Here is a 24,143-nt window from a genome sequence, read left to right as displayed (position 1 = left end):
ACCACACAGGGTGAAATTATCGTAATGTAACCTTATGTTTCTATGCGCTTTCTCTTAATTACAAAGCTACCCTGCTATTTACTCGCATTATCTACTAACATTAAGGCATCATATAAAAAAGTGGTGCTTTTTCTGCTTTTTATTTCTCTATTTAATCAATGATGTTGCCGGATAGCAGCCGAAATTGATCCCGAATAAAAGGGCTGCTATTGCATATGAATAATAAACAACTCGAACGCTCAAGTGTGTTTTTATGGCTGATTCCCTTGGTTTTTGGCACAGCCATGACGATATCAATCGCTATACTGGCGCATTATCAAAATGAAAATCAATTTAATACCGACATTAATGCTCAAATGGATAAGACAGAGTCATTAATTGAAACGCGTTTTAAATTGTATGAGCACGGCTTAAGAGCCGTGCGCGGTGCCATTATTACTGCCGGCGTCAATGACATTACTCACGAGCAGTTTGAAAAATACAGCAAAAGCAGAGACATTCGATTTGAGTTTCCAGGGGCCCTTGGATTCGGTTTTATTCGACGGGTTTCCATGCAAGACGAAGCCGATTTTGTCGCCCGTATTCGAGCCGATGGCGTACCAAATTTTGCGGTTCGTTCGTTAGACGAGCACGACGAAGATCGTTTTATTATCGAATATGTGTACCCTGTTGAGAAAAACAGTCAAGCATTAGGGCTTGATGTTGGCTCAGAAGCCAACAGACGGTTAGCAGCTTTGTCTGCCGCCAGAGACGATCGTTCTTATTTAACTGCCCCAATCACCCTAGTTCAAGTTGATAAACGTCCAAGAAAAGGGGCGCTTATTTTATACCCTGTTTACGCAGAAGGTGTTCCTTTAAGTACGAGCCAACAAAGAGAGGAAGCGGTAGAGGGTTGGGCTTATGCGCCTTTAGTGATTGATGACGTATTGGTCAACATGGGTGTGGTATCTGATCAAGCGTATTTTAGTTTAACCAACGTCAAAGAAGACACACCTTTTTATCGCTCGGGTGATGCGGACTCTTTGTCTCTTTTACGCGACAAAAAAGTCACACGCACCATTTTTGTTTTAGGGCAACAATGGACGCTCGATATCATACCTAAGGCTGAATCAGTAGAAGAGCGAAAACTATGGGATGTTAGTTGGATACTTATTATTGGCTTTGGTCTTACTTTGCTGGGTTTGCTGGCCGTTAACGTATTGCGCAACAATCATGCTAGCGAAAGCAGTGACGTTGAGGTCAGTCAGGTAAGTTTTAAAAGTATTTTCCAGTTTTTTGGCAGTCGTCGATTTAAGCATTCTTGGTTGTATACACTGTTTATTTTACTCATCATTTTTTTCGTATCTTGTTGGTTGATGTTACAAAACAATGTGAAAAACATTGCTGAAGATTTAGCCTCCATTAAAGACAATGCTTTGGCCAATTTTCACCAAGAGGCGTCACAATATCGCCAAGACACGTTATTTTTAGCAAACACATCGCCTTTTCTCATTCTAAAAGACGCCTTGTCCAACAAGGGGCTTAATAAGGAGGCGAACGATGCTGCATCATCGTCGTTGGAGGAGTGGAATGAGCGAGTGGCCGATATTTTTAAAGCCTATATGTTTTCGGCGCCTCAGGTACATCAAGTGCGTTTTATTGAAGCGAAGAACGATTGGCAAGAACGTGTCAAGGTACAGCGTCATGATGGTGAGTTGGAAGTCTTTCAAACGGAATTTCTGCAATCAAAAGAAAACGAACCTTATATTCAGTCAACACTGGAAGTCGGCGATGGGAATGTATTTGGTTCAGACATTAACCTTAACAGAGAGTTTGGCAAAATAGAGCAACCTGATCGTCCAGTTTGGCGTTTCTCTACCCCTATTGTTAATGATGATGGGCAACCATTAGGGATCATTATTGTTAACATCAGTGCCGATAGTTTGTTAAATGTATCATTAGAAAATACCAGTAAAGACAACAGCTTATATATTACTAATAAGCAAGGGGATTTCTTACATCATCCTAACCCTTTAAGAGCGTTTACGTTTGAGTATGGTCATCGAAACCGTTGGCAAGATGAGTTTGTTGAAGAATCCGTTTTTTTGGGGTCGACTCAGGAAGGGTTGCAATCTTTCAACAGTTCACATGGGTATACGCTCGTTGAGCAAGGTCACTTTCTATTAGATGACGCCCCTGATGGTCGAGCCTTAGTTTTTTACAGCACCAAACCATTATCGGTACTGGTTAATACCATGTTGTTTCAAGCGCTAGGCCTGTTTTTTGCGCTTTCTTTGTTTGGTTGCATCATCATCTCTATTCAATATTGGATGTGGTTAACCGAGAGGATTCGTCAAAGAGATGAATGGAACCATCAGGCTGAGATCCAGAGAAACAAAGAGACAGAGCGTTTCAAAGCGTTATTAGAGTCTGCGCCTGATGCGACGTTCGTTGTGGATGGAGCAGGCATCATTCAGCTTATCAATGCACAAGCAGAACAGATGTTCGGTTATGACCGATTACGATTAGAAAAAAAGCCAATAGAAAAATTGGTACCTGATTATTTTCATCATATCGATGCACTGCCTGAAAGAGCCAATAAACAAAAAACACAAGCGGTATTAATTGGGGTTCAAGGTGGCATTGTTGCGCGGCATGCTCACGGTGGTGAATTTCCTGTGGAAATTAACTTTAATACCGTTAATTTAGATGACCAGGCCATGACCTCTGTTTCTGTACGGGATATTAGCCAGCGCCTCGCTATTGAAGAAAAGCTGCGAACGGCGCTTAGGGATGCCGAGTTAGCAACAGAAGCTAAGAGTGCTTTTCTTGCGAACACCAGTCATGAAATACGAACCCCGCTCAACGCGATTATTGGCTTAAGTTATTTGTTGGCGGAAGAAAATTTGACCAAAGCGCAGTTGCAATTAATCAGTAAGATTCAGATTTCAGGCAAATCCCTATTAGGTATTGTCAATAATGTGTTGGATTTATCGAAAATAGAAGCCAATGAGATGGAGCTTGAAGAACAAGCGGTTGAGTTACGCGAACTTTTTGAAGAAGTCTCAAGTATTTTCTCGATTCAAGCTGAGGGGAAAAACTTAGAGTTTGACCTAGAGCTGGCCCCTAATTTGCCAAATTGGGTGGTGACAGACAGTGTGCGCTTACGTCAAATACTTACCAATTTACTCAGTAATTCTTTGAAGTTCACCAGCATTGGTAAAATTGAGGTAAACGTCAAAGTGAGTGAGCAGTCTCTCTCAATAGACCGTGCTGAGAATAATGTAACGATTCGTCTGATGGTGTCTGACACGGGGATTGGTTTGTCTCAAGAAGCACAAGCTCGTTTGTTCAAACCTTTTACCCAGGCTGATTCTAGCACCACGCGTCGTTACGGTGGCACAGGGTTAGGGCTGTCAATCGTGCATCAGCTTGTGAGCCTGATGGGAGGACGTATTTCCGTCGAAAGTACAGAAAGCGTAGGCACGAAATTCTGGGTTGATATTCCACTTCGAGTGCAGACATTAGAAGAAACGGTTCAGTATGAAAATCAGAATCAAATGTTGTTTGTTCTCATCGCAGAAGACAATCCGGCTGATGCTAAGTTGCTGCAAAAAATGACACGAGCACTAGGGTGGCGTTCAGATGTGGTGAGTAACGGGGCTGAGCTGGTGAAAACCTACTTGGCGAGACGAGACAATAACCTGCGTTCTCCTGATGCCATTATTGTTGACTGGCAAATGCCGGTGATGGATGGCATGAAAGCGATACATTCTCTTGAAAGTCAAGTGGGGCTTGAAAATCTCCCTGCAGTATTGATGCTATCGTCTCACGATAAAAAGAGCATCACTTGTGGTCAGGAAGAGAAGTGCGTTAACAGTTTCTTAATGAAGCCGATTAACGCCTCAGCGTTATTTAACGCGGTGAATGACGTGGTGACACAAAGCACTGGGAACGCCAATCGAGTATTGCAATCTACGAATGCCGAAGCAGTCGGTGCAAAGTGGTTACCTGGCGTAAAAGTCCTAGTGGTCGATGACAGCCCGAATAATCTTATCGTTGTGAGTCATATTCTGGAACACAATGGCGCCATAGTTCAGACAGCCAATAGCGGCGAAGCGGCGTTAACGCTTTTAAAAGTGTCACCCGATGCTTACGATGCGGTACTGATGGATGTGCAGATGCCAGGCATTGATGGTCTTGAAACCACACGCCGCATCCGTCATGTTTTAGGATTAACGTCTTTACCTGTGATTGCATTAACGGCAGGGGCCTTATTGGAAGAGAAGAACCGTGCTTTAGAGGCGGGCATGGATGACTTTTTAACCAAACCGATTGACCTTTCTCGTCTGATCAACATGTTACGTCGTGTTGTGGAAGGCTTTCGTGGTATTGATATTCCGATTGAACCCGCTGATGCGCCGGCGGTTGAACAGGAGGAGTGGCCCTCCATCATGGGATTGAATGCTAAGAAATCAAAAGGCATATTGTTAGGCGATAGAATACTCTTTTTAAATACGCTGCAAGGGTTGTTTATTGAACACGCTCACTTATTAATGCCGCCAAAAGACGATATCGATTTGCCGGAATCAAGGTCTTTGCGTCTCGACGTCGCCGCGCAGGTGCACAAACTAAGAAGTGTGTCTGGCATGGTAGGCGCCGAAGAAATACAGCAGTTGGCTTCTGAAGCGGAGCGTATTTTACGAACAGACAATGAATCCGCTCGCGATGTCTTGATTGGACTATCATTGGCGTTACAAGAGTTGCATCAAGCCAGTGTAGAGGTACTAGAAAAGTGGCAGGACGAGAAACGCTACAATATTGAAACAATGCAAAGTGACACCGTTGCACAACTTGATCGTGCGATTGTGGAGCGCATTTTATTGCTGCTAAATGAACAAGACCTAGACGCATTAGACGTTGTAGAAGAGCAAGCGGCTGGATTAAGTCAAGCACTTGGCGAGGATGCCTTTCAAGCATTACAAGACAATCTTATGAAGCTTGATTACAAAGCCGCCATAGACTTACTTGACCCTTTAACCAATACCCTCGGGAATGAATAGTGGTATGACAATGAATAACAATGAACTGGCTGACATTTTAATTATTGATGATGACACTGCAGTGGTCATGGCGCTCAATAAAGCGCTGAAGAAAATTGGTCGTATTCGTTTTGCCACAGAGGCTAAACAAGCTTTCTTGATGATCGAAGAAAACTACCCAGACTTGATTTTATTGGATGTAGAACTGCCTGATATTCGAGGGCTTGAAGTTTGTTCTATGCTTAAAAATAACCCTGAAACCGAACATATCCCCGTGTTGTTCATTACCAGTCATACGGAAATGGGCTTTGAAGAGAAAGTATTTGACGTCGGGGCTGCGGATTATATTGGCAAACCATTACAGCCAAGGGTAGTGGCGGCTAGGGTGCAAACCCATTTGGATTATCATCACGCTATTTCATTGTTGGAAAAATTGGCGCAGACGGACAGCATGACCAATTTGTTTAATCGTCGCACCTTTGACGAACAGCTCGTGACGGAGTTAAAACGTGCTCGCCGAGAGCAAGAGCCGCTTACTGTGGTGCTGGTGGATATTGATCAATTTAAAAAATACAACGATCACTTTGGTCATATCGAAGGCGATGATTGTATTAAGCGCATTGCCGGTGTACTAAACGATTGTGCGAAGCGACCACTTGATCTTGCTGCCCGTTACGGCGGTGAAGAGTTTGCGTTATTGTTGCCGAATACGGATGTAGATGGCGCGAAAGCAGTCTTAGACGAATTACGCCATACCGTGGAGGCCTTGGCCATTCAGCATGCCCCCGACGCCACCTATGATGTTGTGACTATCTCGGTGGGTTACAGCATATTAAACTTGGACGAGGTAAACCCTGACGATTGGGCGATTGTAAAAGAGGCAGATGATGCCTTGTATCAATCGAAGCAACAAGGACGTAACCGCATTACTCGTTATGAAGCACCATCAGGTGATTGAAATATAAATACGATCTTATGATGTCTACATTAATACGCTCCGATACCTGATGAATCCGGTGTCGAAGCGTATTGACAGAGGTCTACGCCAGTGGGCCACCCAAAATAGTGCTTCTTAATCCTGCAATGATGTTTTCACCTGTTTCGCGTTTTAACTCGTCATACCAAGCCTGAGTTTCCTGTTGATCTTTTCCATGGGTAACGTCACAGCGTTTTCTGGCTTTTAATACTAGGTCCTTCACCCGAAAACGACGTGCGTCTTCGTACTGTTTAAATGCCGTCAGAATGCCTGCGGTGGTTTTATCTTTGCCCACAAAATACTCTCCTAATACGACGGCGTCTTCCAGTGCAGAACAGCCACCTTGCCCAATATCCGGTGTGGTACTGTGAGCAGCATCACCTAATAGCGCAATATTGCCTTTGACAAGGGTATCAAAAGGCTCAATATCATGTATTTCAATGCGGTTAGTGGTGTCTGGGTCAATGGCATTAATCAAGGTTTGAACTGGGGCAGCCCAACCCGAAAAGTACTGTGTTAAGTCTGACACTAGAGTGCTTCTGTCTTCACTGAGGCCTTTTGGCAGTGGCACATCAAAAAAGAAGTAAAATCGACCGTCAGCGATGGGCATAATGGAAACACGCTTGCCGTCTGCAACAAAGGTTGTCCATTGGTCACCAGGCGCAATGCTCTCGTCTATGTCAACCAAACCATTCCAGTTGACATAACCCGCATAACGACGCTCAAGCTGTTGACCTAACACATGAGCGCGAACGGCTGAGTGTGTACCATCTGCAGCCACCATCATGTCTCCTGTGGCCTCTGTGCCATCGGTAAAGTAAGCTGTCACTTCTGTGTCGGTTTGCTCGACACGCTCTATGCGTTTACCAAACTGTATTTTGTCGTGTCCCCACCAATCAATCATTTGGCTTTGTAAGTCGGCACGTGAAACCGGGCAGGGGCGTTCACCAACAGACTCAACAAGGGGAGCCAGACTGAATTGCGTCATAACGCCGCCACTAATACCATCATGGTAAGCCATGTTGTGCATAGGGCCACCTAATGCATCCATAATGTGTCCCATGCCTAAGTGATTCATGCATTTGACGCCATTCGACCAAATCGATAGAGCCGCACCGACCGGTTTTATTTCTTTTACCGCTTCGAAAATCTCACATTCGATGCCTTGTTGTTTCAGCGCTGCTGCTGTTGACATACCACCAATGCCTGCACCAATAATTAATGCCTTCATAGACTTTTTCCTTTTACGAGAACCTTAAAGATAGGAAAGGTATTCGCAATATGCGTGCCATGAAACAAACGAATCTCTAAAACAATTTGTGAAACCTTTGTTTTAGCGTGGTGTGGCGTTTCAATTGACGACCCCAAATCGGCATGACTGACAGTGAACACAGGGTGAGAGTGTGGCTTCTTGTTCTTTGATGGTGCAAAAGCAAGAGGATTAGTGCTTCTCAGTACTATTTTGGTGCTTCAGGGTCTTATCTGTATTGATAAAATCGAGGCGTTAGCTGCCTCGATAAGTACTGTAAGCAAAGGGGGAAACCAACAGTGGGATATGATAGTGAGCCTGTTCGTCATTGATACCGAAACGAATAACAACCGTGTTCAGAAAGGTTGGTAGCGTGCCATCTTGGCTAAGACTTTCATGAGGTTCATTGGTCGTTGACTGAGCAAAGTAGTCATCAATGGCGAATTCCAGTTCGTAAATCCCACAACTGAATTGATCCACGTCGAGTAAAGGCGCATCACAGCGACCATCATGATTAGAAATCGTACTGTGCAAATGTATGCGTCGACCTTCGTCAGTATGCTTGTATAAGTGAATGTGTACACCGGCTGCAGCAACTCCTTGGGTCGTGTCTAAAATGTGTGTGGTTAAATAACCCATTATGTCTCCTTAAAGGTTTTGAAAAATTCGTTTCATGTGTTTCAATATTTGTGCCATATGTTTCTTGTATGGTGTTTGATCTTATTAATGCCTAAGATGACAGAGGGCACGGTTACAATGCCTTCGCTTTTATTAGTGATTTTACGACAGCCTCTCAATATGGAGCCCGATTATGCACGACCCTTTAGTGACGTTTGAACAACTCAATGAAGCGGATTTTATCTCATTATTTAGCCGTATTTACGAGCATTCAACTTGGGTAGCAGAAGCTTTATGGCAACAAGTTTCTCAGCACCCCAATGGCTACTTTGATCAGATGAGTAAAATTGAGTCGGCTATGAAGCATATTGTGGAGCAAAGTGCAGATGAACAAAAATTAATTTTATTACGAGCACACCCAGACCTAGCAGGCAAAGCCGCACTAGCGGGAGAGCTGACTCAAGCTTCTACGTCAGAGCAAGCGGGCGCTGGACTAGACCAGTGCTCTGAAGCCGAATTAAGGCACTTTTTACACCTTAACGATACTTACCGAGAAAAATTCGGTTTTCCTTTTATCATGGCCGTTAAAGGCGCGACGAAAGAGCAGGTTCTAGCAGGATTTGAAGAGCGTACACCGAATGACTGGCAAACAGAGTTTGACCGTGCCATGAGCGAAGTGCATAAAATTGCGGCTTTTCGTCTAGCGGATCTCTAAGAAAATCGTCCGTTATCCTGTTAAGTCACGTGGCTGACACGAGTGGTAAGGCTGCTCTGCCTGGTTGAGAATTTAAAAAGCTATGAATTACCTATTAATCAAGTATGATAATCATTCCCATTAATGTGATTTGGAGTGTCTATGGAGCTTGATGTGTATTTAATTTGTGGCCGAGGCGAAAAAGGCGATAAGTTTCAGTTAGGCAGAGTGATCAATAAAGACGGTTATTATTTTAAAGGCGAGTACGAACCCACGACTCATTACAGCAGTATGGATGAGTTAAAAGAAGTGTTGGCTAAAATGGTCAATGTTGATGCGTCATCTCTGACACTGAATCAGATTAACCTCTGATATTTCTCTCTTTCAGACTTATTTTCCCTTTCTTTATCAAATGTAACCCCATCTTGAATATCCCAAGATGGGGTTACATTTATTAAAGGCTAATCAAATAAGACTTATTTCTTTTTCGGTAAACTCCAAGGGAAGAGCCACATTTGAATCCATTGAATGGATTTAAACATTAATAGGCTGATGATGGAGAGAAAAATTAAGCCAGCGAACGCCTGTGGGATTTTAAAGAACGACGTTGAGAATTGAATAAAATACCCAAGACCTTCTTCTGCTGCGACAAACTCTGCCACCACGGCACCGATAATCGCCAGCGTAATGGAGACGCGTAAGCCGCTGAAAATATGTGGGATAGCATAAGGGATACGAATCTGCCAAGTTTCACGATAACGCGGTGCCCGCAAAGATTGACTTAGCTCAATCATCTCCGGTGGTGTTTCCAGCATACCGGTTGTGGTGGAGACCACCAATGGAAAAAAAGTAATTAAACAAGTGATTAATACCCGTGATGGGTCGTCTGTGCCGAGTAATACGATGATCAAAGGCGCCACAGCCACCACAGGAGTAGACTGAATCACGATCAACGCAGGGTACAAGACACGATTCATCAATTCTGAACGCATCATACCGATCGACAAGGGGATGGCGATGGCAATGGAGAGCGCAAAGCCCATCAAGGCCACACGCAATGTTGCCCAAAGGTGCGTCAACCAACGGGACATTTCCACATCGAAAAATGCGCTGAAGATAGCGGAAGGGGAAGGTAAGATATAATTGGGTACCTCACCCACAGAACAAACGAGCTCCCATAACAGCACCAAACCAATAAAAAACAACGCCGGTGCAAAACGATTTACTTGCTGTGCAAGCCAAGATTTAGGCAGGTACGTGGGGTTCATAAATATAGCCTCTGATTGTATCGGTGAGCTCGGCAAAGCGTGTTGATTTAATGGTTTCGGAAGAGCGGGGACGAGGCAAGTCGACATCGATTAAATCCAATACCGAACCTGGGCGTTTGCTCATCACCAAAATACGATCAGACAGTAAGACCGCTTCCGTGATGGAGTGAGTAATAAACAGCACCGTTTTAGGGTGCTCCTTCCAAATGTCCAAAAGGTCAAAACCGATCTGTTCACGGGTCAATGCGTCAAGTGCTGAAAACGGCTCATCCATTAATAAAATATCAGGATTGAGAAGAAGTGCGCGCACAATACCGACGCGTTGTTGCATACCACCAGACAGTTCATCAGGCATCTTATCAGCAAACTGAGTGAGCCCCGCCATGTCTAATAATTCGTTGGCGCGTTTTTCGTCGTTGGCTGAATAGCGACCGTATTTGTGTTTCAGCGGAAACAGCACATTCTTACGTACGGTTAACCAAGGCAATAGGTTAGCTTTTTGGAACACAATGCCCACATCGTCTCTGGGCTCTGTAACAGGCCGGTTAAACACCGACACTTGGCCATTAGAGGGAATCAATAATCCCGCAACCATACGCAAAAGTGTCGATTTACCGCAACCAGATGGGCCAACAACCGCGACAAACTCGTGGCGATGAATGTCCAAATCAATATTTTCAACCACCATGGGCGCGTCGGGGCGTGGATCAAACTTGTGTCCCACGCCTTTCATGCTGACGTAAGCCGCATGGTTTTGCTCCGCGTTATCGTTGTCAATGTGATTGTTTTTCATGGCTTACTCCGGCTGAAAAGTGGTGTTAATGGCCGTCGCTGGGTCAATGGCTTCTTCGGATAGACCGTTTGCCTCTGCCACATATTTCCATGTTGTCTGAATACGGTCAGGTGAAAACTGACCAAAACCATCCGCTTCAGTAATCTCGTTATACACTAGGTTGTAGATACTCTTAATTTGCGCGGATACTATGTTGGCATCCACTTCCGGCACCATTTTATGAAGGTCGGCACCTGCTTGATCTGGGTTGGCATACGTAAACTCAACGGCCTTGGCAAACGCTTTAATGAAACGCTTTGCGACCTCTGGGCGTTCTTCTAGAAACCTTTCGGACGCCAAAAGGGAAGAGCTGTAAAGTGACAATCCCGATTCAGACCATGGCATTTCAATTAAGGTTTTGCCTGCACCACCGGCCTGTGCTTCATACAAAGCGGTATTGGTGACCCAGGCGATAATGGCGTCTGTATTACCGGTAATCATCATAGGAGCAAGTGCACCCGGATCGGATTTAACCAGCTTAATATCGTCTTCACTTAAACCATTTTGCTTCAGCACTAAGGGGAGAAAGGCGTTGGAAGAAGTAAAAGGGGATGTCGCTACTTTTTTGCCTTTAAGGTCTTTGATGGATGTGATGCCACTGCTTTCAAGGGTAAAAAAAGCATGCGGTGCTTGAGTAAAATAAGAAAACACTGCCGTTACCGGTACATCAGATTGCGCTTTCGCCGCCATTAACGCGCCAACATCGGATGTTCCTATGTCTGATTGTCCGGTTGCCATCTTGGTTAAGGCGTCGGTAGAGCCACGACCGCTGGCAATTTTCACTTCCAAATCTTCTTCAGCAAAAAAGCCCTGTTGAACGCCCACATAAACGGGAGCCTTATCACCGCCTGGTAACCAATCTAATTGAAAAGTGACCTTGTCTGCCGCCATGGCTGAGGTACTGGAAATAAGACCCGCTAATAAAGATAAACGAAGGGAGGATTTGATGATGGCTTTCATGGGGCTGCTCCAGATAATTAAAGAGAATGGAATCTTTTGTTTCATGTGGTTAAGTATTAGCAACAAGCGTTCCATGTCTTTGTCTAAGTCTTATATTTTTTTAACTGTCTGAAATATATGGAAATTTCTAAATATTTTAGCGATTTCTAATGTTAAGCCGCAAAACAGACAAAAAATTAAGCGCACCAATAGTAAGCGATATGGTGTACTTTTTTGGTGCAAAAAGTGAAGGTTGGGTGATGGAATGGCCTATTGCTCTAGGCTGTTTATTGGTTTCTAATAAAGTTTGACCGATTGGCCAAGTTTTTGCATTTCAACAGACAGTGAAATATTTGAGGAAGCGTACTGTGAAATTTTTATTAAACGATCAATGCATCGAAGACAATTCGCTCCCTAGCGATTTTACCGCCTTACGTTACCTGCGTGAAAAGCGCGGTTTAATGGGCACAAAAGAAGGCTGCGCTTCGGGCGACTGTGGGGCTTGTACCTTGCTGGTGGGGGAGCTTAATGAGGGCGAATTACGCTATTCAACTTTTAATTCATGCATTACCCCCGTTCAGTCTTTGGCTGGTAAGCATGTGGTGTCTGTTGAATATTTGTCGCAAGCAGAAAAGCTGCACCCCGCTCAACAAGCGCTGGTTGAACACCATGGCTCGCAATGTGGGTTTTGTACGCCTGGTTTTGTGCTGTCGCTGGCCAGTCTTTATGAAGAAAAGCAAACCTGTCAGCAACCGATTGACCGTGCGTCTGTCTGCGATGCTATTTCGGGAAATTTATGCCGCTGTACGGGTTATCGTCCTATTATTGATGCGGGTTTGTCGATGACGGAAATCGAGACGGGCTATGTCGAGCGGCTGAGTAAAAACGACAAAGTAAAGCAGACGCTTGATGAGTTACAGTGTTCAGCTTCTGTCGATGATTATTTGTCTAAGCCGAAAAACTACCTTCTGCCACAGGATCTTGACCAGCTGATTGCGGTGAAAAACATTTACCCTGATGGCATCTTGATCGCCGGCGGTACCGACCTGATGCTGGAAAATACTCAGCGTTATCACGATTTTGATACCTTGATTGACCTGTCTCAAGTCAGTGAAATGCAAGGCATTAGAGAAGATGGTGCACGCTTAATAATAGGCGCATCGACAACGTACAGTGAATTAGAAGCGTATTCGGCGTCCCGTTATCCACATATTTATCATTTACTTGGCCGTATTGCATCATGTCAAATTCGTAATCGCGGCACCATCGGTGGCAATGTGGCAAATGCCTCGCCAATTGCTGATTTGCCTCCTCTGTTACTGGCTTTTGATGCGGACATTCAGCTTGCTGACTCCCATGGTACGTTGAGAAACATCAGCATTCATGATTTCTACCAAGGTTATAAGCAAACCCAGCTGAAGCAAGACGAGTGGATCGTGTCCTTCACGCTTTCGCTTGATAAGCTGGCGCATTGTCATCGCTTTTACAAGGTGTCGAAACGCATGGAGGATGATATTTCCAGTGTGATGCTGGCGGTGCGTTTTGCCACAGAAGATCACCAAATAACGGACGTTCGTATTGCCTTTGGTGGTATGGCAGCGACACCTATTCGTGCTTTACAAGCGGAAGCCCGATTATGCTCTGCTGAAGTAGACGATGAACGGGCCTTGTTAGAGGCCATCGAGTGTTTGAAAAAAGAACTGACACCATTAAGCGATATGCGTGCCAGTGCTTCTTATCGTTTAGACATGGCTTGCAACCTGTTACGCAAAGGATGGTTGGCGGTGAATCAAACTGACGTGGTTAGCTTTTCCGGTCACGGGGTGTCAGAGAGCATTTTAACGTCTGGTATGGAAGGGGAAGCCCATGCGTAAATTACCACAAGACTTTTCAGTTGACCGCCAGCGCACAAAAAAGGGCAACTTGCCCATGCATGAGTCTGCCGTAAAGCATGTTACGGGCCAAGCGGTGTATATTGATGACATGCCAGAATGGCCGAATGAACTGCATGTTGCCACCGGCAAAGCGACGCAAGCACACGCCGATATTGTGTCGATTAATTTGGACAAAGTACGAGCTTACCCAGGAGTGGTTGATGTCATTGTGCAGTCGGATATTCCAGGTGAAGTGGACGTCTCCCCCGTGTTAAGTGGCGATTTATTGTTGGCAGGGAATTTTGTTCATTATATAGGGCAGGCCATTTTTGCTGTGGCAGCCACCAGTTTGCGAGCCGCTAAGCAAGCGGTTGAACTGGCCGAGATTGTGTATCAAACGCGTGAAGCGACCTTACTGCCCCAGCAATCATTGGCTCGCCAAGAGTTTGTGCTACCCACTCATACGATTCAATCAGGTGATGTTAAAAGTGCGATGGCGAGTGCGCCCCATACTATTCGCTCAGATATGTACATCAAGGGACAAGAGCATTTTTATTTAGAAGGACAAATCAGTGTTGCCGTGCCGAACGAAGACGGTGGTGTGCAAGTTTTTGCTTCGTCTCAGCATCCGGCGGAAGTACAAAAGCTGGTGGCACGGGTACTCGGTTTACCCGTGGCTCAGGTCTTGGTAGAAACGCGTCGCATGGGTGGAGGCTTTGGCGGCAAAGAGTCCCAAGCGGCGGTACTGGGTTGTATGGCGGCCGTGTTAGCCGTACGCAACCGTTGTCCGGTGAAATATCGTATGCCGCGACAAGACGACATGGTGCAAACTGGCAAACGTCACGATTTTTGGAATGCTTATCAGGTGGGCTTTAATGAAGCCGGAGAGATTCTAGCCGCCGAATACGATATGGTCGGAAAGTGCGGTTGTACAGCGGATCTGTCTGATGGTGTGGTGGATCGTGCTATGTTTCACGCAGACAATGCCTATTATTTACCCAATGCCCGCATCAGCGGTTATCGAGGCAAAACTCACACGGTATCGAACACGGCGTTTCGAGGCTTTGGTGGCCCCAAAGGCGTGATACTGGCGGAAAATGTCATCGAAGAAATTGCTTGTGCCGTGGGTAAAGATGCCCTAGATGTGCGTAAGCTTAATTGCTATCAAGCGGGTAAAGACACCACGCCATACGGGCAAAAAATTAACGACGACGTTTTGCCGACACTCATTGAAGCGCTGGAAATCAGCTCAGACTACCGCGCACGCCGCCATGCCATACAGGCTTTTAATAAACGGAATGCGTTTTTGAAAAAAGGCTTGGCATTAACACCGGTGAAATTTGGTATTTCTTTTACGTCAAAACACCTGAATCAAGGGGGCGCCTTGGTGCATGTCTATACGGACGGCAGTGTTCACATCAGTCATGGCGGCACGGAAATGGGGCAGGGGTTATTCACTAAAGTAGCGCAAATTGTTGCTAAAGCGTTTGGTATTGATTATCAGCGGGTGAATGTCAGCGCGACTCGAACCGATAAGGTGCCGAATGCGTCCCCAACGGCGGCGTCTGCTGGAACGGATTTGAATGGTATGGCGGCTTTAGATGCCGTTCAAACAATCAAGACACGTTTATGTGATTTTGCTGTTGAACACTACGGCATTGAGTCTAGCGATTTCGCGATTTCTGACGACTTGGTTCATTTGGGTGCCGAGACAATGAGTTTCCCCGAATTTATCAAGTTGGCGTACATGAACCGCGTGTCTTTGTCGTCAACGGGGTTTTATAAAACGCCCAAGATTGGCTACGATCGCAAAGCCGCCAAAGGTCGACCCTTTTTGTACTACTCCAATGGGGCGGCAGTCTCAGAAGTCATCGTGGATACCTTGACGGGAGAGTACAAGGTGACTCAGGTGGATATTTTACATGATGTGGGTGACTCCATTAATGCCGAGTTAGACATTGGGCAAATCGAGGGCGCATTTGTACAAGGCATGGGTTGGCTCACGTCGGAAGAATTAAGCTGGGATGAAAAGGGTCGAATTACCACCAACAGTCCAGCCAATTATAAAATTCCAACGTCTGCCGATGTGCCAGAAAAATTCACCGTAAGATTGTTCGAACGCGCCAACAGCGAAGAGTCGATTTATCGTTCCAAAGCGGTAGGTGAACCGCCACTGATGTTAGGTATCTCAGTATGGTGTGCGTTAAAAGACGCCTGTGCATCGGTGTGCAATCATCAGTATTCCCCACCATTAGCTGCCCCAGCGACGCCAGAAGCCGTATTTTATAGCATGAAAGCGGCTCGTGATTATCAGGAGGCGCGGTCATGATGTCTTCAATGAACTGGATTACCGCGTTAGCGGACGTTGAAAAAGCAGGGCAAGCTTGGGTGATGGCAACGGTTATTGGGGCTCAGGGCTCTTCGCCGCGAGATGCTGCAAGTAAGATGATCATCACAGAGTCACACACCTTTGATACCATCGGTGGCGGTCAGCTTGAGTTTGCAGTCTGTCAAAAAGGTCGAGCCATGCTGAACGCAGGCAATAAAAATGCGGCTTATCAGCTAGAAAATTTTCCATTAGCGGCCAAGACCAATCAATGCTGTGGTGGAACAGTGACGATTTTAATGGAGTATTTTCCTGAACCCGCCGCTAAAATCACCCTGTTTGGCATGGGCCATGTGGCTTCTACCTTGATACAGGTATTAGGAAACATGAAAGCGAAGATTACTTGGGTGGACAGTCGAGTAAATTTAGTACATCAGCAAAGAGAGAATGAGGTATTACCTTCAAATGTTACCTTAGCCTGTTATGAGTCCATGCTTGAACACATTGATATCATGTTGCCAAATGAGATTGCTTTGATCATGACACATGATCACAGTTTGGACTACCAACTCACCGAGGCACTGCTTGATCGTAAAGACTGTCGTTTTATTGGCTTGATTGGCTCAAAAACCAAAGCACTGCGTTTTAAAAGACGCCTTGTCAGCGCTTCTTTTAGTCAAGCTGAAATTGATTCGGTACATTGTCCAGTAGGGATAAGTGAAGTCGAGGGTAAACAACCCTTTGAAATCGCGATCTCTATCGCTGCTCAGATTATTCAACTCACCCAAGCTGATACGACAACCGCGAAGAAAAAAACCAGTGGCTTGACTTGGAAGGAAGTGAATCAGGTATTTAGCGATGCTTGATTGAAAGCACTGGAAGCAGCAAATGACGTTATACGGAAAAAGCAGAAAACACCCCATCACAGCAGTCTACTCTGAAGTGATGGGGGCTGTGGGTAGGGTGTCATGTCTTAATTATGAGCAACCAACCATTTGTCTAAGTCTTTGATTTTTTCTTCAGACAAGTCACCAGTGACTTCAAGCAAATTAAGCTTTTTCAAGACAAAGTTAAAGCGGTATTGCTCATAAGTATTTTGAGCGTCGTAAAGATTGGTTTGTGCATCGAGTAGCTCAACAAGATTACGTGTCCCTACATCGTAGCCAGCACGAGTCGCTTCTAAGGCGCTGGTACGGGAGCGAATCAACTGTTTTTGTGCTTCCACCTGAGCCACCGCTGTTTGTAACTCAAGGAACAAGCTACGAATATTGAGTTCGATGGTTTGCAAAGAACTGGCTTTTTTCTCCATTGCAGCAACGGCTTCGGCTGTTGCTTGGCGAACAGAGGCGTTGATAGCGCCGCCGCTGTACAGGGGAATGCTCACGCCTAATTCAACCGATGAAGCATTGGTCACACCATCTTGGTAAGAGGAACTACTGGTGCTGTAGTTATTGTCGGTACGCGATAAAGCGCCACTGACTTTAACCATAGGCGTACGACCGCTGGCTTTTTGAATTTTAATATTGTTTTCAGCGCGTTGCACGGCAATCGCCGAAAGTCGCAGATCTTTGTTGTCTTTTTGTGCTTTAGCGAGTAAAGAGCCTACTGTCATGTTGTCATCGAGGCGAATAGGATAATCTTGCGATAACTGTGGCACACTAGAAATCTCACGCCCGGTTCTTTGATAGAGCGCTTTTTTAGCGTACGCCACATCAGATTCGGCACTCAATTGTGTGACTCGTACGGAGTCATACTCAGCTTGGGCATCTTGTAAATCGGTGATGGAGGCCAAACCCACTTCGTACTGCTTTTTCGCTCGGTCTAACTGGCTCGCAGTACTCTTCACCAATGCTTCTGTGGTTTGTAGCGTAGACTGTGCGATCAACAAGTTGAAGTATTCAGTTAAAGTGGTCAGTGCCAAGTTTTCTTCCGAATTATCGAAGCTGACTGCCGCACTGTTTGACCCTAGTTCCACATCATCCACAGCGTAATTAAGAGCAGGGGAGTAGATTGGGTACTCCAAAGTCAGTGCTAAGGTATTGGATGTGTTGCCGTAGTCAACAGAAGGACTGTCAACATCGTCATAGCCTAAGCTACCGCTAAAGCCGATACTTGGGTAAAGATTCCCTTTGGTAACCGTGACACTTTCTTTTTGAGCTTGGAGCGTAGCCGCAGCAGAGCGTAAGCCTGGATCGTGTTGCTTAGCAAGTTTGTATACTTCGTAAATGCTTTCGGCATGGACGGCGGTACTCAGTACGGACGCCGCGATAAGGGAGGATATAATATGCTTTTTCATAGATCTCTGTCGGCCTGTAGTATGAAATATAGTTATAATACTACCCCAAGTGTGAAACATGTGGCAGTGCCATTCTTGCTATATCTATTATGACTGCTGACCATATCATAACAAAGGCCGCTGACTGGTGGGCTATTGTGAAAACTTAACGCAAGACGCGCCTCATAACCTTGATGAGACGCTTTTGTATTCTTTATGAAACACTATTTTTCTAGCTCAATCGTGTAAGAAAATGTTTTGGTAGTGTGAGCTGGAATTTGTCCCGTTAGCATCAGGCCTCTTGCGTTAGTTTTTGCAATATGGCTACTTGTTTCTCTGAGGTCTTCTTTTAATAATGTGATGAGACCGTTGGTGTTTTGGTCTACAGCGAATTGTTGTGTACGATTTGAATGATTTTCTATTTTCGCTTCCCATACTTGCGTCGTCGGTAGGCTTTGAGAAGTGGCACTGACCAGTGTTAATGTCCCAGACAGGTCTTGGCTCTGATTTGTTGTGACGTCGATTACTGTATTAGCTCGGACCTTATCCAAAGACACGGTGTTACCGGGAATCAGTAAATCATCTTGTTTCCAAAAGGTACGATATTGGCCCGGGAATCCATCGTTTTGCAGAGAAAAAGTCACCTTGTTAAAAAAGCGTAAATCCATTTTATCTGAACGAGTGTAGTAAGTGCTTACATTTGCTGTGTGCACATGTTGATCAATCTTACTTTGACTGCTTGGCAAAGGAATCAAAGTGCTGGAATAAGGGGCAAGGGTGATGGTTGTTTCACCCAGTGGGTAGCTGATTTCGCTGTTTTGGTATTGGACCGCAGGAGAAGCATCGTTCATGGCCATTACTGCGCGTTCTGACTTGAGTATGCGTGGCGTGTTGTGGTTAGAATAATGTAACAGGCTATTTTCAAGCTCAATGGCATGGTTAGACTGGTTACTGAGCAACGCTTGTTGCGTTACAGTGACCTGGTCCTGATCAAAAATCAAACTCAGTTGCGGGCGCCAAGACAGGTCATTTGTTTGATAGCTGATTGGGGAGCGCTCAGTTGTCTTTGATGTTGAAGGTGCGTCCGGCGTCTGTGGAATCAAATAGAAATCGTTCATGGGTAAGGTCAACGCGGTGTCTTTAATGTTGAGGCGAAAAGACTGATTGGATTGATTAATGCTCGCCAGTGTTCCTTCAAATGTTAAGTCTCGATGTTTATGCTCAACACGCACTGTTTTTTCTATTTCGTTTAACCAGTGGCTGTTTGTGCTGCCTTGCAGCCCCGTTATGGGAGAGAAATCTTTGCTAAGGGGTAAAATGGTGCCTGTGTTCGCCGTAAGACTTAAAGAATGACTGTTTTCTTGCACTTGGCTGTTGTTGAGACCTATAACGGCCTGAATGGGCGTCGCGAAAGTTGGCGAGGTCATCATGGCCAGGGTTGTGCTTAGGCAAACATAAACAGAATGCTTTCTCATAACGTAATCCTTTTCAATTGTTCCCCAGCGATTTCGCAAGGTATCGTGATGAATATGACACATGGTAACCTATCATTTGTGCGTCTTTAAAACACGATACTGTAAAGATAAGGGTTTAGCTTGAACAAAAGATTACTCATTATTGACGGTTTAAACCTGATTCGTCGGCAATATGCCGCACTAGAATCTGAGCCCGATCCAGCGCGTCGAATAGAGCGAACCCAGAGCATTGCTGTGGATGCCTTGTCAAAACTTACCCATCAGTTTGATCCCCATTATGCGGTTGTGGTGTTTGATTCCAATGGTAAAACTTGGCGTCATCACGTGTTTCCAGAATACAAACTCGGCCGTGTGCCTATGGATGATGTGTTATTAGACGCATTGCCTGAATTTGCCAAGGCCTTTCGTTTTAACCATTTGCCCTGCTTGCGATTGGATGGATGGGAGGCGGATGATTTAATGGCTACCTTGGCAATAAAAGCTGCTCAGAACGACATTATTTCTTATATTGTTTCAACCGATAAAGGGTTTACACAACTGTTGGATAATGACCGTATTTTGCAATACGACTACTTTGCTAAGTTGGGTTACGATAAGCAATGGGTGCCTGGCAAGTACGGTGTGCAAGCGGAGCAATTGACCGATTACTGGGCTCTGGTAGGCGATACCACTAACAAAATCCCAGGGATAAAAGGCATTGGTCCTAAAACAGCGGTCGGTATTATCGAGCAACACGCTTCTTTAGAGGATATTTACGCAAATTTATCGAGTTTTTCAGAGCGTATTCAAAGCATGCTAGTGGGCGGCTACGAGCAATGCCTTTTATCAAGAACGCTTGTTGCGTTAAAAACCGATGTGGACATTGGTGTTCGATTATCGCAACTGCGTTACTGTAAAAGTAAAGTTATATAAATATCAAACTTCCGAACGGAAAAGATCTGTCGGACCACTTACCCATGTGTCGCCATGCGCTTATAATAGCGCCATGTCAGACAACAGCTAAATGAGATTTTTATGTCAGAGGTTAGAACACGTATTGCCCCATCGCCTACCGGTGATCCACACGTAGGAACAGCGTACATTGCTTTATTTAATATGGCGTTTGCCCGCAAAATGGGGGGTAAATTCATTTTACGCATCGAAGACACCGATCAAACACGCAGTACACCAGAATCAGAGAAAATGATTTTAGATGCGTTGCGTTGGTTGGGTTTAGATTGGGCTGAAGGGCCAGATGTAGGCGGCGAGTACGGTCCTTATCGTCAGAGTGAGCGTGGTGATATCTATGGTCAATACGCACTGGAGTTAGTAGAAAAAGGTCACGCTTTTTATGCTTTTGAGACCCCAGAAGAGCTGGATCAAATGCGCGCTGAGCAAAAAGAACAGGGTTTGCCACAAAAGTACGACGGTCGAGCATTGCAATTAACGCAAGAAGAAGTGCAGGCAAAATTAGACGCAGGTGTTCCTCATGTTATCCGTATGAAAATTCCTGAAGAGGGCACCTGCGTCGTTGAGGATATGTTGCGTGGCACCATTGAAATTGATTGGGCTCAAGTTGACATGCAAGTGTTGCTGAAAGCTGACGGTATGCCAACTTACCACTTAGCGAACGTCGTAGATGATCATCTGATGAAAATCACCCATGTTATCCGTGGTGAAGAATGGATCAATTCAGCGCCTAAGCATATTTTGTTGTATCAATACTTTGGTTGGGACATGCCAACCTTGTGTCATATGCCATTGTTGCGTAACCCTGATAAATCCAAGTTGTCCAAACGTAAAAACCCTACCAGCATCTTGTATTACCAGCGCATGGGGTACTTGTCTGAGGCAGTGATTAACTACTTGGGTCGCATGGGTTGGTCAATGCCAGATGAACGAGAAAAATTCTCTCTTGATGAAATGATCGAGCACTTCGATATCCAGCGCGTGTCCTTAGGTGGCCCCGTGTTTGATGTGGAAAAACTCAGCTGGCTAAACGGTATGTGGATTCGTGAGAATTTAACCGCCGACACATTTGCACAAAAATATGTGGAATGGGCGTTAAATCCAGAGTACTTGATGAAAATTTTGCCTTTGGTTGTGCCTCGTGTGGAGACTTTCTCTGATGTGGCTGACGTGGCTGGATTCTTCCTAAAAGGTCTGTTGCCGATCACGAAAGAAGATTTTGCAAGCGTTAAAATGGAGGAAGACACACTGCGTAAAGCCATGCAGTTTGCTCTGTGGCGTCTTGAAGCTCTTAACAAATGGGAAAAAGACAACATCTTTAATGAGATGAAAACCTTGGCTCAGACACTTGAAATTAAGCCGAAAGATTTCTTTGCGCCTTTGTTTGTGGCGATTTCCGGGACAACAGCGTCGGTATCTGTGTTTGATTCCATGGCGATTCTTGGTTCCGATATTTCTCGTGCGAGAATGCGTACGGCTGTGAATGTGTTAGGTGGTCCTTCTAAGAAGGAAGCAAAACGCTGGGAAAAAGAATTCGCTGCGCTTTGAGCGTGAATAGGGGTAGGGGCTGAAAGTGTCTACTCCATTTTCTGCGATAAAACACAAAAAACCGGTTTTTGAAGTGACCCCATAAAGTTGGACACTTTATTAACCGGTTTTTTTGTGCCTATTTATTGCTTTTTAGAATTTTCTAATGAAAGCCTCTGATTGAGTGACAGTGTTTTAAACATGTCGTGTTGTGAACACACTGGTTTTCTTATTGAGGTTTTCTACCTGGTCATGAATGTCCCGAGTGTTTCCCTCGATGCTATTAATGTAGCGGTTATCACTTTGAAGCTGCTGAGCGATCTTATCCATTTCCTCACTCATATGTACCGCGGTTTTTGCCACTTCCTGAATAGAGCGCGCCATGTCCACAGAAAAAGCAGAACTAGATTGAGCATTTTGTTCAATATCACGAATAGCCAGCTCTGCTTTTTCGCTGAACGCTTCAATAGAGTGCAGGCTTTCTTGTCCGTTTTGCATCGTTTCTATGGCCGTTTGTGTGGAAGACTGAATTGTGCTGACAATCTCAGTAATTTTTGACGTTGCATCCACTGTTTTTTCCGCAAGAGAGCGCACTTCATCGGCAACAACAGAAAAACCACGACCAGCTTCACCAGCACGAGCTGCTTCGATAGCAGCGTTAAGCGCTAGCAAGTTGGTTTGATTTGCCAAGTCATTGATCATACCGATGACATTATCAATGTTTTTAGAAAGCTGGCCTAGCTCATTGAGTTGCTCGCTGGTTTTGTTGACCACACCAATGGTGCTGGATAAATTAGATAACGCACCCTTGATGGTTTCAGCGCCAATTTTTGCGGAGTCATACGTATTTTGAGATTGGGTACTAAGGTCATTTGTGGTATCTGAAATACTAGAAATAGTCGTAGAAATCTCTTCTGTTGCCGCCGCTAAAGAGCTTGTTTGCTCACTGACAGAGCGATTACTCTTCGCAATGTTTGTGACTGACGTGTTGAGCTCTGTGACCATGTTGTTAACGCCTTGGGTTGTGTCTACCACATCACTAATGACATTGCCCAAACCGTCTGTCATGGCGTTGACCGAGTGGCACAAAGAGTCGAATTCGTCATTACGCTTATCGTTCACAGGCATACGTGTGGTTAAATCTCCCCCGGCGACCTTACCAAGATCTCGAGTAATTTGGCCCAGGGTATTATTCACACTGCGACCAATGCCCATCATCATTAAGGCGGCTGTCAGTGCAACGATAATACTGACGATAATAAGTGTGATACTGGCTTTTTGTGAACTGGCAGAAGCTTGCTGGCGCGCTTCTGCTACAGCCTGTGCCATATAATCAACCGCAACGCTTCGGGTTGCTGTGAAGTCACTTTTTGTTTGAGTGAATGCCTCTTGAAGATTGAAAAGTGTTTGAACTTGAACGCTGAAGTGCTCAACGGCATTTAAGTAAGCATTGATGGTTTCACCAAAGCGTTCTTCAAGTCCAAAGTTGATAACACGCTCATAGAATCTGTCGTAACGCTCCATAAAAGTCGCTTTATTGTCAGCATTAGGCTCGAAAATAAAGTTTTTCTCTGCTTCTCGTACTGGCAAGAACTCCTGTTTAATCAGACTCAGAAAAGAAATTTCTGCGGTGACTTTCTCGCCTAAATCGGCGATGACGCCTCTGTAGCCAGACGAGCCGTTGAAACCAATAGCGCGTTTTTGGTTAATCAACACAATAAGAGCATCGTTGTAAGTTTGCAGCGAGCTAGCCACCTTTGTGACGTTATTTTTGGCTTCAGGGTCAATCAGTATATCTTCATCTTTTTGCAGTGTTGCAATGAAGTTATCATGACTCTCTGAAAGCGATGCGAGGTAGTCCTCATAAGTGCTGTCATTGATACGGGACAGGGCTTCATACTGCTCCATAAGTGTCATGCTCAGTGTTGCAAGATCTTTATCGACAGCCGTTAACCGTTCGAATTTAGAGGAAGCGGTCTCTTGAATTTTTAATCCTTGTAGCGCAACAAAGGCAACAATGATAAACCCTAAAACAGCAGCAATGAGTAAAGAAAGTAATTTGGTGCGAAAGCTAAGGTTGTTCAGCATGATATGTCCTGCACTTTTCGTTGATAAACAAAT

Annotated in this window: 17 protein-coding genes; 9 read left to right on the top strand and 8 right to left on the bottom strand. The window is 45.0% G+C overall.

What is annotated here, in order from left to right; all coding sequences use genetic code 11:
• The first annotated feature begins 215 nt into the window (after positions 1–215).
• Both LG368_RS02120 and LG368_RS02115 read left to right on the top strand, forming a co-directional pair.
• The gene (locus LG368_RS02120) at positions 216–5,042 is read left to right on the top strand and encodes a CHASE domain-containing protein (RefSeq protein ID WP_226753078.1); all 4,827 of its coding nucleotides are present in this window, start codon (positions 216–218) and stop codon (positions 5,040–5,042) included.
• Positions 5,043–5,052: 10 nt separating this feature from the next.
• Positions 5,053–5,979, top strand: coding sequence for a diguanylate cyclase (locus tag LG368_RS02115; protein WP_226753077.1), 927 nt, complete (start codon positions 5,053–5,055; stop codon positions 5,977–5,979).
• Positions 5,980–6,061: 82 nt separating this feature from the next.
• On the opposite strand, the gene hpxO is transcribed toward LG368_RS02115, so the two are convergent.
• Positions 6,062–7,228, bottom strand: a complete 1,167-nt coding sequence (gene hpxO, locus LG368_RS02110) for an FAD-dependent urate hydroxylase HpxO (RefSeq protein ID WP_226753076.1) — start codon at positions 7,226–7,228, stop codon at positions 6,062–6,064.
• 273 nt (positions 7,229–7,501) lie between these two features.
• Entirely contained in the window at positions 7,502–7,885 is a 384-nt protein-coding gene (gene uraH, locus LG368_RS02105) for a hydroxyisourate hydrolase (protein WP_226753075.1), read from the bottom strand.
• A gap of 172 nt (positions 7,886–8,057) precedes the next feature.
• Here uraH and uraD point away from each other — a divergent pair, with 172 nt between their 5' ends.
• On the top strand, positions 8,058–8,579 hold the full coding sequence (gene uraD, locus LG368_RS02100) for a 2-oxo-4-hydroxy-4-carboxy-5-ureidoimidazoline decarboxylase (RefSeq protein ID WP_226753074.1): 522 nt from the start codon (positions 8,058–8,060) through the stop codon (positions 8,577–8,579).
• Between the two features lie 141 nt (positions 8,580–8,720).
• Positions 8,721–8,930 (top strand): hypothetical protein, encoded by a 210-nt coding sequence (locus LG368_RS02095; RefSeq protein WP_226753073.1) that lies wholly within the window; start codon positions 8,721–8,723, stop codon positions 8,928–8,930.
• A 104-nt stretch (positions 8,931–9,034) separates the two neighbouring features.
• On the opposite strand, the gene LG368_RS02090 is transcribed toward LG368_RS02095, so the two are convergent.
• Genes LG368_RS02090 through LG368_RS02080 form a run of 3 tightly spaced genes read right to left on the bottom strand, consistent with a single transcriptional unit; the run spans position 9,035 to position 11,618 of the window.
• Complete coding sequence (locus LG368_RS02090; protein ID WP_226753072.1) at positions 9,035–9,826, bottom strand: ABC transporter permease; 792 nt, start codon at positions 9,824–9,826, stop codon at positions 9,035–9,037.
• On the bottom strand, positions 9,804–10,619 hold the full coding sequence (locus LG368_RS02085; RefSeq protein ID WP_226753071.1) for an ABC transporter ATP-binding protein: 816 nt from the start codon (positions 10,617–10,619) through the stop codon (positions 9,804–9,806). The genes LG368_RS02090 and LG368_RS02085 overlap by 23 nt, the downstream gene beginning before the upstream one ends.
• Positions 10,620–10,622: 3 nt before the next feature.
• Complete coding sequence (locus LG368_RS02080) at positions 10,623–11,618, bottom strand: ABC transporter substrate-binding protein (RefSeq protein WP_226753070.1); 996 nt, start codon at positions 11,616–11,618, stop codon at positions 10,623–10,625.
• Between the two features lie 347 nt (positions 11,619–11,965).
• Here LG368_RS02080 and xdhA point away from each other — a divergent pair, with 347 nt between their 5' ends.
• The 3 genes from xdhA to xdhC are packed head-to-tail and all read left to right on the top strand — an operon-like array spanning position 11,966 to position 16,663.
• Complete coding sequence (gene xdhA / locus LG368_RS02075; RefSeq protein ID WP_226753069.1) at positions 11,966–13,471, top strand: xanthine dehydrogenase small subunit; 1,506 nt, start codon at positions 11,966–11,968, stop codon at positions 13,469–13,471.
• Entirely contained in the window at positions 13,464–15,800 is a 2,337-nt protein-coding gene (gene xdhB, locus LG368_RS02070) for a xanthine dehydrogenase molybdopterin binding subunit (RefSeq protein ID WP_226753068.1), read from the top strand. Before xdhA ends, xdhB begins: the two co-directional genes overlap by 8 nt.
• Positions 15,797–16,663, top strand: coding sequence for a xanthine dehydrogenase accessory protein XdhC (gene xdhC / locus LG368_RS02065; RefSeq protein ID WP_226753067.1), 867 nt, complete (start codon positions 15,797–15,799; stop codon positions 16,661–16,663). Before xdhB ends, xdhC begins: the two co-directional genes overlap by 4 nt.
• 107 nt (positions 16,664–16,770) lie before the next feature.
• Here the strand turns inward: xdhC and LG368_RS02060 are convergent, their stop codons facing one another.
• Positions 16,771–18,093 carry a TolC family outer membrane protein gene (locus tag LG368_RS02060; protein ID WP_226753066.1) on the bottom strand — a complete coding sequence of 441 codons (1,323 nt, stop codon included), beginning with the start codon at positions 18,091–18,093 and terminating at the stop codon, positions 16,771–16,773.
• A gap of 203 nt (positions 18,094–18,296) precedes the next feature.
• On the bottom strand, positions 18,297–19,547 hold the full coding sequence (locus LG368_RS02055) for a hypothetical protein (RefSeq protein WP_226753065.1): 1,251 nt from the start codon (positions 19,545–19,547) through the stop codon (positions 18,297–18,299).
• 120 nt (positions 19,548–19,667) lie between these two features.
• Here LG368_RS02055 and LG368_RS02050 point away from each other — a divergent pair, with 120 nt between their 5' ends.
• Positions 19,668–20,459: a 5'-3' exonuclease H3TH domain-containing protein gene (locus tag LG368_RS02050; protein WP_226753064.1), complete on the top strand. Its 792-nt coding sequence runs from the start codon at positions 19,668–19,670 to the stop codon at positions 20,457–20,459.
• Positions 20,460–20,561: 102 nt separating this feature from the next.
• Positions 20,562–22,043 (top strand): glutamate--tRNA ligase, encoded by a 1,482-nt coding sequence (gltX, locus tag LG368_RS02045; RefSeq protein ID WP_226753063.1) that lies wholly within the window; start codon positions 20,562–20,564, stop codon positions 22,041–22,043.
• Positions 22,044–22,217: 174 nt separating this feature from the next.
• Here gltX and LG368_RS02040 read toward each other — a convergent pair whose 3' ends face one another.
• Positions 22,218–24,110, bottom strand: coding sequence for a methyl-accepting chemotaxis protein (locus tag LG368_RS02040; protein ID WP_226753062.1), 1,893 nt, complete (start codon positions 24,108–24,110; stop codon positions 22,218–22,220).
• Positions 24,111–24,143 lie beyond the last annotated feature (33 nt).

Source organism: Marinomonas algarum (genome assembly GCF_020532605.1).
In the GTDB taxonomy this organism is placed as follows: domain Bacteria; phylum Pseudomonadota; class Gammaproteobacteria; order Pseudomonadales; family Marinomonadaceae; genus Marinomonas; species Marinomonas algarum.
Note: the sequence above shows the minus strand (reverse complement) of the source record. Positions and strands in the feature narration are given on the sequence as shown.

Excerpts from the sequence above, each read along its gene's own strand:
- LG368_RS02120 (WP_226753078.1), top strand. The coding sequence starts at position 216 with ATGAATAATAAACAACTCGAACGCTCAAGTGTGTTTTTATGGCTGATT.
- LG368_RS02115 (WP_226753077.1), top strand. The coding sequence starts at position 5,053 with ATGAATAACAATGAACTGGCTGACATTTTAATTATTGATGATGACACT.
- hpxO (WP_226753076.1), bottom strand. The coding sequence starts at position 7,228 with ATGAAGGCATTAATTATTGGTGCAGGCATTGGTGGTATGTCAACAGCA.
- uraH (WP_226753075.1), bottom strand. The coding sequence starts at position 7,885 with ATGGGTTATTTAACCACACACATTTTAGACACGACCCAAGGAGTTGCT.
- uraD (WP_226753074.1), top strand. The coding sequence starts at position 8,058 with ATGCACGACCCTTTAGTGACGTTTGAACAACTCAATGAAGCGGATTTT.
- LG368_RS02095 (WP_226753073.1), top strand. The coding sequence starts at position 8,721 with ATGGAGCTTGATGTGTATTTAATTTGTGGCCGAGGCGAAAAAGGCGAT.
- LG368_RS02090 (WP_226753072.1), bottom strand. The coding sequence starts at position 9,826 with ATGAACCCCACGTACCTGCCTAAATCTTGGCTTGCACAGCAAGTAAAT.
- LG368_RS02085 (WP_226753071.1), bottom strand. The coding sequence starts at position 10,619 with ATGAAAAACAATCACATTGACAACGATAACGCGGAGCAAAACCATGCG.
- LG368_RS02080 (WP_226753070.1), bottom strand. The coding sequence starts at position 11,618 with ATGAAAGCCATCATCAAATCCTCCCTTCGTTTATCTTTATTAGCGGGT.
- xdhB (WP_226753068.1), top strand. The coding sequence starts at position 13,464 with ATGCGTAAATTACCACAAGACTTTTCAGTTGACCGCCAGCGCACAAAA.
- xdhC (WP_226753067.1), top strand. The coding sequence starts at position 15,797 with ATGATGTCTTCAATGAACTGGATTACCGCGTTAGCGGACGTTGAAAAA.
- LG368_RS02060 (WP_226753066.1), bottom strand. The coding sequence starts at position 18,093 with ATGAAAAAGCATATTATATCCTCCCTTATCGCGGCGTCCGTACTGAGT.
- LG368_RS02055 (WP_226753065.1), bottom strand. The coding sequence starts at position 19,547 with ATGAGAAAGCATTCTGTTTATGTTTGCCTAAGCACAACCCTGGCCATG.
- gltX (WP_226753063.1), top strand. The coding sequence starts at position 20,562 with ATGTCAGAGGTTAGAACACGTATTGCCCCATCGCCTACCGGTGATCCA.
- LG368_RS02040 (WP_226753062.1), bottom strand. The coding sequence starts at position 24,110 with ATGCTGAACAACCTTAGCTTTCGCACCAAATTACTTTCTTTACTCATT.